The organism is Streptomyces canus (genome assembly GCF_030816965.1).
In the GTDB taxonomy this organism is placed as follows: Bacteria; Actinomycetota; Actinomycetes; order Streptomycetales; family Streptomycetaceae; genus Streptomyces; species Streptomyces canus_E.
On record NZ_JAUSYQ010000002.1, the window covers coordinates 7,998,320 to 8,010,323 of the forward strand.

Sequence of the window (12,004 nt, forward strand, 5' to 3'; positions counted from 1 at the left end):
ATTCAAAGCACCCGTGAATGAATGAGATGTCTACGAATGTTACGGGAGGAGCCGGGTTGTCACGGGAGCAGTCCCGCCCGGCGTGCGGCGACCACCGCCTCTCCACGGGTCCTGGCCCCGAGTTTCCGCATGGCCGACCGCAGGTACGCCTTGACCGTCTCGGCTCGCACGCCCAGCCTGTCCGCCGTCGCGGCGTTCGTCGCCCCGGCCGCCACGCAGGCCAGGACGTCCAGCTCGCGCGGTGCCAGAGCGATGCCTTTCGCGGTCGCGGCATCCGGGGTCAGGAGCGCACAGGCGTCGAGCAGGTCGGCCCGCAGCGCCGGGTCGCCGATCCGCGGGGCCAGCGCCCGCAGCGCCGCGTGCGCCTCCCGGACCTGCTCCCACGTGGAGGTGTCGTCGCGCCGCGGCTCGGCCCGCGCCGCCACCAGCACGTCCCGCGCCTCGTCGTCGACGACCAGCGCCTGCTCCACGTCCCGCGCCGCGTCCACCGCCGCCGTCAGCGTGCGGTCGCCGAGCGGCCGGGCGTCCCGCAGAGCGCCGTACAGGACACCCCGCACCCGGCGCCGTACGACCACCGGCACGGCCAGCACCGAGCGCAGCCCCTCGGCGGCGACGGCGGCGTCGTACTCATGGCTGATCTGGCGGGACATGGAGTAGTCCGCCACGGCGCACGGGCGGGCCAGCGCGACCGCCTTGCCGCCGAGTCCGTTGCCCGAGGTCACCGCGAGCGCGAGGAGCGAGGTGGTGGCCGTGCCGCTCAGTTCGCTGATCCGGATCCGTGACCGGTCGGGCTCGACCAGACCGCCGAAGGCGACCGGAAGCCCCGTCGTGCGCCGCAGCCGCACGAGTGCACGCCGGATCTCCACCGCTCCGCCCGCGTTCACTGACACCCGCTCGCCCCTTCACTGCGGCACACACCCCCGTTCGGGGGTAGTGAGACCTGCATCACGGATTACACGATGGCAGAGAGCCGCCCGGCAATGGTCCGGCACCAAGGAGGACGCAAGATGACGGCTACGGAGGACTTCCGCGGGGCGCGGGACTTCCTGCTTCAGCACCGCGAGGACTACGCGACGGCGTACGAGGGCTTCGTCTGGCCCCGCCCGCAGCACTTCAACTGGGCGCTCGACTGGTTCGACGTCATCGCCGAGGGCAACGACCGCACGGCCCTGCACATCGTCGAGGAGGACGGCAGTGAGATCCGCCTCTCCTTCGCCGAGATGGCCGAACGGTCCAACCGGGTCGCCAATCTGCTGCGCGAGCGCGGGGTGGAGGCCGAGGACCGGATCCTCGTCATGCTGGGCAACCAGGCAGAGCTGTGGGAGACGGCCCTCGCGGCCATGAAGCTGCGCGCCGTCGTCATCCCGGCGACCCCGCTGCTCGGCCCCGCCGACCTGCGCGACCGCGTCGAGCGCGGCCGGGTGCGACACGTGCTGGTGCGGGCCGAGGACACCGGCAAGTTCGACGAGGTGTCCGGCGACTACACGCGCACCGCCGTCGGCGGCGTACCGGAGGGCTGGCAGCCGTACGAGGACGCGTACACCGCCTCCGAGGAGTTCCTCCCCGACGGCCCGACCCTCGCCGACGACCCGCTGATGCTGTACTTCACCTCCGGTACGACGGCCCGCCCCAAGCTCGTCGAGCACACGCACACCTCGTACCCGATCGGGCACCTGGCGACCATGTACTGGATCGGCCTCGAGCCCGGCGACGTGCATCTGAACATCTCCTCGCCGGGCTGGGCCAAGCACGCCTGGTCCAACCTGTTCGCGCCGTGGAACGCGGAGGCGACCGTCTTCATCCACAACTACACGCGGTTCGACGCGGGCCGTCTGATGTCCGAGATGGACCGGGCGGGGGTCACGACCTTCTGCGCACCGCCGACCGTGTGGCGCATGCTCATCCAGGCCGACCTGACCCAGTTGCGCCGCAAGCCGCGCGAGGTGGTGGCCGCGGGCGAGCCGCTGAACCCCGAGGTCATCGAGCAGGTCCGACGGGCCTGGGGCATCACCATCCGGGACGGCTTCGGCCAGACCGAGACGGCCGTCCAGGTCTCCAACAGCCCTGGGCAGGTGCTGAAGACCGGTTCCATGGGCCGCCCGAGCCCCGGCTTCAAGGTGGAGCTCCTCGACCCGGTGTCCGGCGCGCCCGGGGCGGCCGAGGGCGAGATCGCGCTGGACCTGTCGGCCCGGCCGGTCGGCCTGATGACCGGCTACCACGGCGACCCGGACCGCACGGCGGAGACGATGGCGGGCGGTTACTACCGGACCGGCGACGTGGCGTCGAGGGACGAAGAGGGGTACCTGACCTACATCGGGCGCAGCGACGACGTCTTCAAGGCCTCCGACTACAAGATCAGCCCCTTCGAGCTGGAGAGCGCGCTCCTGGAACACGAAGCGGTGGCCGAGGCGGCCGTCGTACCGGCGCCGGACGAGCTGCGGCTCGCGGTCCCGAAGGCGTACGTCGTGCTGGCGGAGGGCTGGGAGCCCGGTCCCGACACCGCCAAGGTGCTGTTCGAGCACTCCCGGGAGTCGCTGGCGCCGTACAAGCGGATCCGGCGGCTGGAGTTCGCGGAGCTGCCCAAGACGGTGTCCGGCAAGATCCGGCGGATCGAACTGCGTGAGGCGACGGCGGCGGGGTCGGACGCCGAGTACCGCGAGGAGGACTTCCGGTGAACTCGCACACGCACGGTGTGAGCACGACGCAGCTGCTCGGCGACACCATCGGCGACAACCTGGACCGGGCCGTGGCCACCTGGCCGGAGCGCGAGGCGCTCGTCGACGTGCCGTCCGGGCGGCGTTGGACGTACGCCCGATTCGGCGCCGATGTCGATGAGTTGGCGTCCGCGCTGCTCGCCTCCGGGGTCGCCAAGGGCGACCGGGTGGGGATCTGGGCGGTCAACTGCCCCGAGTGGGTGCTCGTGCAGTACGCCACCGCGCGGATCGGCGCGGTCATGGTGAACATCAACCCGGCGTACCGCACCCACGAGGTCGAGTACGTCCTCAACCAGGCCGGGGTCTCCCTGCTGTTCGCCTCGCTCAGCCACAAGAGCAGCGACTACCGGGCGATGGTCGACGAAGTGCGCGGCAGGTGCAGGGAGTTGCGGGAGGTCGTGTACTTCGGCCACCCGAGCTGGGGGGAGTTGCTGGGGCGCGGCGGCCGTGACGCGGCGTACCCGGAACTGTCCTGCGACGACCCGATCAACATCCAGTACACCTCGGGCACGACGGGCTTCCCCAAGGGGGCCACCCTCTCCCACCACAACATCCTCAACAACGGTTACTTCGTGGGCGAGTTGATCGACTACAGCGAGCAGGACCGGGTCTGCGTCCCGGTGCCCTTCTACCACTGCTTCGGCATGGTGATGGGCAACCTGGCGGCGACCTCGCACGGCGCCTGCGTGGTCATCCCGGCCCCGTCCTTCGACCCGGCGGCGACCCTGCGCGCGGTCCAGCAGGAGCGCTGCACCTCGCTCTACGGCGTTCCGACCATGTTCATCGCCGAGTTGAACCTCCCCGACTTCGCGACGTACGACCTCTCCTCCCTGCGCACCGGCATCATGGCGGGCTCGCCCTGCCCGGTGGAGGTGATGAAGCGGGTGGTCGCCGAGATGCACATGGCGGAGGTGTCCATCTGCTACGGCATGACCGAGACGTCCCCGGTGTCCTTGCAGACCCGCAGGGACGACGACCTCGAGCACCGGACCGGCACGGTCGGCCGCGTCCTGCCGCACATCGAGGTCAAGGTCGTCGACCCGGCGACCGGGGTCACCCAACCACGTGGCAGGGCAGGGGAGTTGTGCACGCGCGGCTACAGCGTGATGCTCGGCTACTGGAACGAGCCCGAGAAGACGGCGGAGGCCGTGGACGCCGGACGCTGGATGCACACCGGTGACCTGGCGACGATGCGCGAGGACGGCTACGTCGAGATCGTCGGCCGCATCAAGGACATGATCATCCGGGGTGGCGAGAACATCTACCCGCGCGAGATCGAGGAGTTCCTCTACGGTCACCCGAAGATCGCGGACGTCCAGGTCGTCGGCGTTCCTCATGAGCGCTACGGCGAGGAGGTGCTGGCCTGCGTCATCCCACGGGACCCGGCGCACCCGCCGACCCTGGAGGATCTGCGCGGGTTCTGCGAGGGTCGGCTGGCCCACTACAAGATCCCGAGCCGGCTGAGGATCCTCGACGCCTTCCCGATGACGGTGTCCGGGAAGGTGCGCAAGGTCGAACTGCGGGAGACGTACGCGCAGGAGTGAGCCCGCCGCGCCGGCCGCCGCCGCCCTCGCCGACGCGTCTGCGGCGCACCGGCCACGCACTGTCGGGCACCGGTGTGCCTTGGCTGCCGCACTGCTGGCGGTGGTCCTGTCCGGCTGGGCCGGATGCAGCCACCACCACCGGCCGCACGTCGGCTTCGGTGGCTGCGCCCGGTGTGGCGGAGTTCGGTGGTTGTGTCCGGCGGGTCGCGCCGCGCCTTGCGTGCCGGGTGCGTGGCGGTGGTTCTGGTCGCGTGTGGTCGGCGGCAGTGGCCGGATGTTGGCTTGGGTGGTCGGGTCTGGTGTGGCGGAGTTCGGTGGCCGCACGCGGCGGGTCGCGCCGCGTGCCTTGTGTGCCGGGTGGGTGCCGGGTGCGTGGCGGTGGTCCTATCCGGCTGGGCCGGGTGCAGCCACCACCGGCCGCACGTCGGCTTCGGTGGTCGGGTCTGGTGTGGCGGAGTTCGGTGGTTGCGTCCGGCAGGTCGCGCCGCGTGCCTGGCGGTGGTTCTGGCCGGGTGCGGCCGGCGGCGGCCGTATTTCCCCTTTGGGCCGGGGGCGGCGCACGGGGTCAGGGCATCCGGTGCGCCGGCAGCGCGCCGTCGAGATCCACGGCATGGTGCGAGCCGCTCCCGGTCGGGGGTGAGGTCCCGGGCGGCCGGGTTCAGTCGGCCGTTCATCAGGCGCGGCAGTCGCCGAGTCGGCCCGAACCCCCGGCGGCCTAGTTTCCCAGTTCGTCGGCCAGGCTGTTCACCGGTTGTGGCGTGCCGGTCAGGTCCAGGACGAACAGCGGGACGCCGAGGGAGTCGGCGCGGGCGCGGGCCTCGGTGGTGTAGCCGGCCAGTGAGAAGTACACACAGTGCGCGGACTCCGTCATGGCCGTCAGCCACAGGCACTCCACGTCCCGCAGCGAGGCCGGCCGTACGGTCGGGTCCACCTGGGCCAGCAGCCCGCGGGCCGCGAGACCGATGCCGGACGGCGGACGCTGGTCCGCGCGCCGGATGTCCTGGTAGCCGAGCCAGCGCAGATACAGCGCGGTGACGGTGACCGCGTCGCGCGCGGTGCGGATCGTGATCGGCTGGAAGGCACGACGCGGGGGAGCGGAGGCGTCCCCGTCCGGCCCCGTCTCGGGGCAGGTGCCCCCGGTCACCGGAATCCTCAGGACCGTCCCGCAGACACAGCCCAGCTCCGGCTGCGGCCACTCGGCCTTGCGGCCGCAGACCGCGCACTCCACGGCGACCCACGCCTCCTCCCACACCTGGTGGGTGACGGCCGTGGGCGCGCCGTGCCCGTCCAGCGGCGGGCAGACCGGCGCGCCGCACTCGCACGGGTACGACGGCGCCGCGTAGAGGTGCTCGCGCCGGCAGACCGGACAGCGCACCGACACGCTCTCGGACATGGCCTCATCGTCCTCCAGGAGGCCTGCGCCTGTCCGTCTCTTGGCCACCTTCGTGTCTTGACGGCTCGGACACACCCACTTACATTGCTTCCAGATAGTAGAAAAGTTATTCCGTAATACGGAAGTGCTCGCCGCGGGGCGCGACGGGAGTACGCATCCGACAGCCGAAGCAGTCGAAGCAGGAGTACTCGATGGCTCGCATGACCGCTGCCCGCGCGGCAGTTGAGATCCTCAAGCGCGAAGGTGTCACGGACGCGTTCGGTGTCCCCGGCGCGGCGATCAACCCCTTCTACGCGGCGCTCAAGGCCTCCGGGGGTATCCACCACACCCTCGCCCGCCATGTGGAGGGCGCCTCGCACATGGCCGAGGGCTACACCCGCACCCGGGCGGGCAACATCGGTGTCTGCATCGGCACGTCGGGACCCGCCGGCACCGACATGATCACCGCCCTGTACTCCGCGACCGGCGACTCCGTCCCGATCCTGTGCATCACGGGCCAGGCCCCGACCGCCGTGATCCACAAGGAGGACTTCCAGGCCGTCGACATCGCCTCCATCGCGCGGCCGGTGACGAAGATGGCGGTCACCGTCCTGGAGGCGGCCCAGGTCCCCGGTGTCTTCCAGCAGGCCTTCCACCTCATGCGCTCCGCCCGCCCCGGCCCCGTCCTCATCGACCTGCCGATCGACGTCCAGCTGACGGAGATCGAATTCGACCCGGAGACGTACCAGCCGCTCCCGGTCTACAAGCCGGCCGCGAGCCGCGCGCAGATCGAGAAGGCGCTGGGTCTGCTCAATGCGTCCGAGCGCCCGCTGATCGTCGCCGGTGGTGGTGTCATCAACGCCGACGCCGCCGAACTCATCGTCGAGTTCGCCGAGTTGACCGGCACACCGGTCGTCCCGACGCTCATGGGCTGGGGCGTCCTGCCCGACGACCACGAACTCAACGCCGGCATGGTGGGCCTGCAGACCTCGCACCGCTACGGCAACGCCACCTTCCTGGAGTCCGACTTCGTCCTCGGCATCGGCAACCGCTGGGCCAACCGCCACACCGGCAAGCTGGACGTCTACACGGCGGGCCGGACGTTCGTCCACGTCGACGTCGAGCCGACCCAGATCGGCAGGATCTTCGCGCCGGACTACGGCATCGCCTCCGACGCCAAGGCGGCCCTGGAGCTCTTCGTCGAGGTGGCAAGGGAGTTGAAGGCGGCGGGCAGGCTCCCCGACCGTTCGGACTGGGCGGCCTCCGCGCAGGAGAAGAAGGCGACCCTCCAGCGCCGTACGCACTTCGACGACATCCCGATCAAGCCGCAGCGTGTCTACGAGGAGATGAACAAGGCCTTCGGCCCCGAGACCCGGTACGTTTCCACAATCGGCCTCTCCCAGATCGCCGGCGCCCAGATGCTGCACGTCTTCAGGCCGCGCCACTGGATCAACTGCGGCCAGGCGGGTCCGCTCGGCTGGACGATCCCGGCCGCGCTGGGCGTTGCCAAGGCCGACCCTGAGGCGCAGGTCGTCGCGCTCTCCGGTGACTACGACTTCCAGTTCCTGATCGAGGAGTTGGCCGTCGGGGCCCAGCACAGGATTCCGTACATCCACGTTCTCGTGAACAACTCCTACCTGGGCCTGATCCGCCAGGCCCAGCGCGCCTTCGACCTCGACTTCCAGGTCAACCTGGAGTTCGAGAACGTCAACTCCCCGGAACTGGGCGTCTACGGCGTCGACCACGTCAAGGTCGCCGAGGGTCTCGGCTGCAAGGCGATCCGGGTGACCGATCCGGCGGAACTGGGCGCGACCCTGGAGCAGGCGAAGAAGCTCGCCGCCGAGTTCCAGGTCCCGGTCGTCGTCGAGGCCATCCTGGAGCGGGTCACCAACATCTCGATGTCGACGACGAACGACATCGGCAACGTGGTCGAGTTCGAGGAGATCGCGACGGAGCCGGCTCACGCGCCGACGTCGATCAAGCCGCTCAAGGTCTGACACCGCACACAGCTGAAGGGCGGTCCCACCGTCATGGTCGGACCGCCCTTTCCCGTGCCCGGCTCCCCCGAAGCCGGCCCCCGTCGCGGGGCCCGCCGCCCCCGTGCCGGCGGGCCTCACCCGTAGAGAATGTGCCCGAGTCGGGGCCGGGTTGAAGCCCCTTGAATCATGTTCAGAGGTTGATTTGAGGATTCCGTATCCGGCCTACGACCGCTGCCGTACGCCCGCTCACGGCTCGTGGTGCTCGGACAGCCCCGGCCAGTCGTCCGGACCGCCGCCCTGCCACTCCACGATGTCGTCGTCCTCCACCTCGATCCGATCCAGGTCGGCGAGCCGGAGCAGTTCCACGACGTCGTCCAGGTGCGAGGCGACGCCGAGACTCTCGTCGTCCACGGTGACCCGCCGCGATCCGTCCAGGGCCGGAGCGTGCACCACCACATGCGGATGCTGTGTCGGATGTGCTGCCATGCCTACAGCGTGCTGTGGTCGGCCGGAATCCGCACCCCGGTGACGGTCCCCGCTGCATGGCGGAGCGCCGGACACGGGATCGTCCGTGTCCGGCGCTCTGCTTTCCTGCGGGTCTTGCCGGGACCGCGGCGGCCGCGACGGAACCGGGGCGCGCTCCTTCCCTCAGGTCGAAGAAGGAGGGCCTGGGACCTTCACCACCGCACTGGCTCGCACGCCGCCGCGGTCCTCCCCTGTCCGTGCCCGGTACCGGGCGACCACCCCTCATCCGGGTCGCCGGGCGCTTCGGGTGCGGTCAGGGTGCTTCACTCCTCGCGCAGCGCGAGGTCATGGGTTTCCGGTCCGCGGCAGCGCCTGGGCGCGACAGGACAGATGTCAGCGCCGCCGCGGACCGGAAGTCGGGATCAGACCTGGGCGCCGGACAGGCGCTCCACGGCCCGCAGCAGCGCCGAGTGGTCCAGGCCCCCGTCGCCCTGCGTACGCAGGCTGGCGACCAGCTGGGCGACCACGGCGCCGACGGGCAGGGCCGCGCCGACGTTGCGGGCGGCGTCGGTGACGATGCCCATGTCCTTGTGGTGCAGGTCGATACGGAAGCCCGGCTTGAAGTCGCGCTGGAGGAAGTTGTCCTTCTTGCGGGTCAGCACGGTCGAGCCGGCCAGACCGCCGCCCAGGACGTCCAGGGCGGCCTTGAGGTCCACGCCCGACTTCTCCAGGAAGACCACGGCCTCGGCGCACGCCTGGATGTTCACGGCGACGATCAGCTGGTTCGCGGCCTTCACGGTCTGGCCCGAGCCGTGCGGACCGCACAGCACGATGGTCTTGCCGAGTGCTTCGAAGATCGGCTCGGCCTCGTCGAAGTCGGCCTGCTCACCGCCGACCATGATGGACAGCACGGCCTCGATCGCACCGGCCTCACCGCCGGACACGGGCGCGTCCAGGACGCGGATGCCCTTCTCCTCGGCCGCCTTCGCCAGGTCGACCGAGGTCTGCGGGGTGATCGAGGACATGTCGATCAGCAGGGCGCCGGAGCGGGCGTTCTCCAGGATGCCCCCGGGGCCGTACGCGATGGCCTCGACCTGCGGGGAGGCGGGCACCATCGTGATGATCACGTCGGCGTCCCGCACGGCCTCGGCGATCGAACCGGCGGCGGTGCCGCCGGCGGCGGCCAGCCGGTCCAGCTTGTCCTGTTCGAGGGTGAAGCCGGTGACGTCGTAACCCGCCTTGACCAGGTTCTCGGACATGGGGGAGCCCATGATGCCGAGACCTATCCAGGCGATCTTGGGGAGGTTGCTCATGATCGGGGGTGCCTTTCCGGGAAGGGGTCAGCGGGGCAGCCAGTCGAAGGCCTCGGCGCTCGGGCGGTCCCCCGGCTTGTACTCGAGGCCGACCCAGCCGTCGTAGCCCGCCTTCCTCAGCTGATCGAGGAGGTCTTCGAGGGGGAGTGAGCCGGTACCGGGCGCGCCGCGGCCCGGGTTGTCGGCGATCTGCACGTGGCCGGTCCTCGGGGTGAACTCCTCGATCACGGCCGGCAGGTCCTCGCCGTTCATGGACAGGTGGTACAGGTCCATCAGGAACTTCGCGTTGCCGAGGCCGGTCGCGTCGTTGACCTTGTCGACGATCCCCACCGCCGCGGGCGCGCTCACCAGTGGGTACAGCGGCGACTCCGGCTTGTTGAGGGCCTCGATCAGGAGGATCGCGCCGATCCGGTCGGCGGCGCGGGCCGCGAGGACCAGGTTCTCCAGCGCGAGCGCGTCCTGCTCGGCCGGGTCCACGCCCTCGACGCGGTTGCCGTACAGGGCGTTGAGCGCCGTGGCGCCGAGCGATCCGGCGAAGCCGGCGGCCACGTCGATGTTGGCGCGGAACCGCTCCGACTCCTCGCCGGGGACGGACAGGGCGCCGCGGTCGGGGCCCGGCAGCCGGCCGGCGTAGAAGTTCAGGCCCGTGAGCTGGACGTCCGCGTCCTCGACCGCCTTCTTCAGGGCGTCGAGCTCGGACCGCGCAGGGGTGGGGGTGTCGATCCAGGGCCACCACAGCTCGACCGCGGTGAATCCGGCCGCGGCGGCTGCCGCGGGGCGCTCCAGGAGCGGGAGTTCCGTGAAGAGGATCGACAGGTTGACGTTGAAGCGCTGCTCTGCGGCTGTGTCCCATGGAAAACCTGGCATGTCGCGGGCGCTCCCTTCCGTGTCGAGGTTCCGTGTATTTCCGTAATGTGGAAGTTACTTTCTGCTTATTGGAAGATTGCCGTCGGGTTGAAGGCGTTGTCAAGAGGGCTCGGCGGAAAACGGCACCGCGCGTTAGGTTGTGCGCGTGCGATTGCGAGTGGAGTTCACGACCGAGCCGTTCGACCTCGACGAAGCCCCGGCGCACGCGCTCGTGGCCCGCGAGGTCATCGAGGCGGCCGAACTGGACGCGGTGGACGTCGGCCCGTTCGGCAACACGGCGGAAGGCGGCGCCGACGAGGTGCTCGCCGCCGTGGACGCCCTGCTGCGCAGGACCCTGGCCTCCGGCGCCACCCGGATCTCCTTCCAGGTGAACGTCCTCGGGGAGGCCGACGCGTGAGCGCCGACGAACCGTTCATCACGGCGGTCAAGCCGCTGGTCGACGCCATGGGCGGCGAGATGCTCCCGCCCGACGAGGCCGGTCCCGACGACGTCGTACTGGCCTGGCAGGGTGCCGACGTGGTCGCTGTACGACTGCCTCAGCTCGCGGACTCGCTCGACCACATCCTGGCCGCCATGGAGCGCAAGCAGGGCAAGCCGCTCGCGGACCTGGACCGCAAGGCCAAGCAGGAGGTCGTACGGATATTGGAGGCGCGTGGCGCCTTCTCCGTACGGCACGGCGTGGAGACCGTGGCGAGCGCGCTCGGGGTGAGCCGCTTCACGGTCTACAACTATCTGAACCGGGACAAAGCGTAGGGAAAGAACCCCGGCGGGTTTCGTAACCCCGAATTTTCAACAAACTGTTGACGTGTTGTCGCGTGGGGGCGTTAGCTGACTTCGTGACTTCGACTTCCACGTCCCCCGGCCTGGCCCGGTTCAACGTCCTGGAGGAGCACGCGGCCCACGCGGTGCTCCTCGAGGCGTGTGCCTCCACGGCGTGGGCTCGGCGTCTGCTCGCCGCCCGCCCCTACGCGACCGCGGAGGACCTCTACGCCACCAGCGACGCCGCCATGGCCGAGCTGACCCCCGACGACCTCGCCGAGGCGATGGCCGGCCACCCGCCGATCGGCCGCCCCAAGCCGGGCGACCCGGCCTCGGCCCGCGAGCAGCGCGGCATGGCAGGCGCCTCCGAGGAGCTCAAGGCGGAGATGCTCGAACTGAATCTGGCGTACCAGGAGAGGTTCGGCCATGTCTTCCTGATCTGCGCGACCGGCCGTACCGGCGAGCAGATGCGCGACGCGGTCAGGGAGCGGATCGGCAACGCGCCGGAGCGGGAACGCGAGATCGTCCGCACCGAGCTGGGCAAGATCAACCGTATCCGGCTCGCCCGCATCGTCGAAGAGGACGCCTGACCATGAGTACGAGCACCACCGCCTCCGTGTCCACGCACATCCTGGACACCAGCGTCGGCCGCCCCGCCGGGGGAGTCGCCGTCCGGCTCTCCGCCCGCCCCGGGCGCGAGGCGGAGTGGCAGGCGCTCGGCGGCTCGGCGACCGACGCGGACGGGCGGTGCAAGGACCTGCCGGTGCTGCCGGAGGGGACCACCCACGTACGGCTCGACTTCGAGGTCGAACCGTACTTCTTGAAGAAGCAAGCCGATGCGCAGCAGGACGCCCCCGCGAATCGGGACAGCGGTGCGACCGGAGTGTTCTTCCCCGAGGTGGCGATCACCTTCGCCGTGAACCCCGGGGAGCACTACCACGTACCGCTGCTGCTCAACCCGTTCGGCTACTCCGTTTACCGAGGGAGCTAG

The 12,004-nt window shown here is 70.3% G+C and carries 12 protein-coding genes; 7 read left to right on the forward strand and 5 right to left on the reverse strand.

Annotated elements, in window-relative coordinates; all coding sequences use genetic code 11:
- Positions 1–59 precede the first annotated feature (59 nt).
- The gene (locus QF027_RS37645) at positions 60–884 is read right to left on the reverse strand and encodes a response regulator transcription factor (RefSeq protein WP_373431052.1); all 825 of its coding nucleotides are present in this window, start codon (positions 882–884) and stop codon (positions 60–62) included.
- Positions 885–1,007: 123 nt separating this feature from the next.
- Between QF027_RS37645 and QF027_RS37650 the strand changes: the two genes are divergently transcribed.
- Together QF027_RS37650 and QF027_RS37655 are read left to right on the forward strand one after the other, a co-directional pair.
- Positions 1,008–2,675, forward strand: coding sequence for an AMP-binding protein (locus QF027_RS37650; RefSeq protein WP_307079713.1), 1,668 nt, complete (start codon positions 1,008–1,010; stop codon positions 2,673–2,675).
- Positions 2,672–4,258 carry an AMP-binding protein gene (locus QF027_RS37655; protein ID WP_307079715.1) on the forward strand — a complete coding sequence of 529 codons (1,587 nt, stop codon included), beginning with the start codon at positions 2,672–2,674 and terminating at the stop codon, positions 4,256–4,258. The genes QF027_RS37650 and QF027_RS37655 overlap by 4 nt, the downstream gene beginning before the upstream one ends.
- A 715-nt stretch (positions 4,259–4,973) precedes the next feature.
- Here QF027_RS37655 and QF027_RS37660 read toward each other — a convergent pair.
- Entirely contained in the window at positions 4,974–5,651 is a 678-nt protein-coding gene (locus QF027_RS37660) for a hypothetical protein (protein WP_307079717.1), read from the reverse strand.
- 191 nt (positions 5,652–5,842) lie between these two features.
- Here QF027_RS37660 and gcl point away from each other — a divergent pair, with 191 nt between their 5' ends.
- Positions 5,843–7,627 (forward strand): glyoxylate carboligase, encoded by a 1,785-nt coding sequence (gcl, locus tag QF027_RS37665; RefSeq protein WP_307079719.1) that lies wholly within the window; start codon positions 5,843–5,845, stop codon positions 7,625–7,627.
- 228 nt (positions 7,628–7,855) lie between these two features.
- Here the strand turns inward: gcl and QF027_RS37670 are convergent, their stop codons facing one another.
- The 3 genes from QF027_RS37670 to QF027_RS37680 all read right to left on the reverse strand — a co-directional run bounded on the left by QF027_RS37670 (position 7,856) and on the right by QF027_RS37680 (position 10,254).
- On the reverse strand, positions 7,856–8,095 hold the full coding sequence (locus QF027_RS37670) for a hypothetical protein (protein ID WP_307079721.1): 240 nt from the start codon (positions 8,093–8,095) through the stop codon (positions 7,856–7,858).
- 401 nt (positions 8,096–8,496) lie between these two features.
- Positions 8,497–9,387: a 2-hydroxy-3-oxopropionate reductase gene (locus QF027_RS37675; protein WP_307079723.1), complete on the reverse strand. Its 891-nt coding sequence runs from the start codon at positions 9,385–9,387 to the stop codon at positions 8,497–8,499.
- 27 nt (positions 9,388–9,414) lie between these two features.
- On the reverse strand, positions 9,415–10,254 hold the full coding sequence (locus tag QF027_RS37680; RefSeq protein WP_307079725.1) for a TIM barrel protein: 840 nt from the start codon (positions 10,252–10,254) through the stop codon (positions 9,415–9,417).
- 145 nt (positions 10,255–10,399) lie between these two features.
- Between QF027_RS37680 and QF027_RS37685 the strand changes: the two genes are divergently transcribed.
- The 4 genes from QF027_RS37685 to uraH all read left to right on the forward strand — a co-directional run bounded on the left by QF027_RS37685 (position 10,400) and on the right by uraH (position 12,004).
- Positions 10,400–10,651, forward strand: coding sequence for a hypothetical protein (locus QF027_RS37685; protein WP_306974576.1), 252 nt, complete (start codon positions 10,400–10,402; stop codon positions 10,649–10,651).
- Positions 10,652–10,698: 47 nt separating this feature from the next.
- Positions 10,699–11,007 (forward strand): helix-turn-helix domain-containing protein, encoded by a 309-nt coding sequence (locus QF027_RS37690; RefSeq protein ID WP_062037242.1) that lies wholly within the window; start codon positions 10,699–10,701, stop codon positions 11,005–11,007.
- A gap of 83 nt (positions 11,008–11,090) precedes the next feature.
- Positions 11,091–11,603, forward strand: a complete 513-nt coding sequence (gene uraD / locus QF027_RS37695) for a 2-oxo-4-hydroxy-4-carboxy-5-ureidoimidazoline decarboxylase (protein WP_306974575.1) — start codon at positions 11,091–11,093, stop codon at positions 11,601–11,603.
- 2 nt (positions 11,604–11,605) lie between these two features.
- Positions 11,606–12,004: a hydroxyisourate hydrolase gene (uraH, locus tag QF027_RS37700; RefSeq protein ID WP_306974573.1), complete on the forward strand. Its 399-nt coding sequence runs from the start codon at positions 11,606–11,608 to the stop codon at positions 12,002–12,004.

Excerpts from the sequence above, each read along its gene's own strand:
- QF027_RS37660 (WP_307079717.1), bottom strand. The coding sequence starts at position 5,651 with ATGTCCGAGAGCGTGTCGGTGCGCTGTCCGGTCTGCCGGCGCGAGCAC.
- QF027_RS37690 (WP_062037242.1), top strand. The coding sequence starts at position 10,699 with ATGGGCGGCGAGATGCTCCCGCCCGACGAGGCCGGTCCCGACGACGTC.
- QF027_RS37680 (WP_307079725.1), bottom strand. The coding sequence starts at position 10,254 with ATGCCAGGTTTTCCATGGGACACAGCCGCAGAGCAGCGCTTCAACGTC.
- QF027_RS37650 (WP_307079713.1), top strand. The coding sequence starts at position 1,008 with ATGACGGCTACGGAGGACTTCCGCGGGGCGCGGGACTTCCTGCTTCAG.
- QF027_RS37670 (WP_307079721.1), bottom strand. The coding sequence starts at position 8,095 with ATGGCAGCACATCCGACACAGCATCCGCATGTGGTGGTGCACGCTCCG.
- QF027_RS37675 (WP_307079723.1), bottom strand. The coding sequence starts at position 9,387 with ATGAGCAACCTCCCCAAGATCGCCTGGATAGGTCTCGGCATCATGGGC.
- gcl (WP_307079719.1), top strand. The coding sequence starts at position 5,843 with ATGGCTCGCATGACCGCTGCCCGCGCGGCAGTTGAGATCCTCAAGCGC.
- uraH (WP_306974573.1), top strand. The coding sequence starts at position 11,606 with ATGAGTACGAGCACCACCGCCTCCGTGTCCACGCACATCCTGGACACC.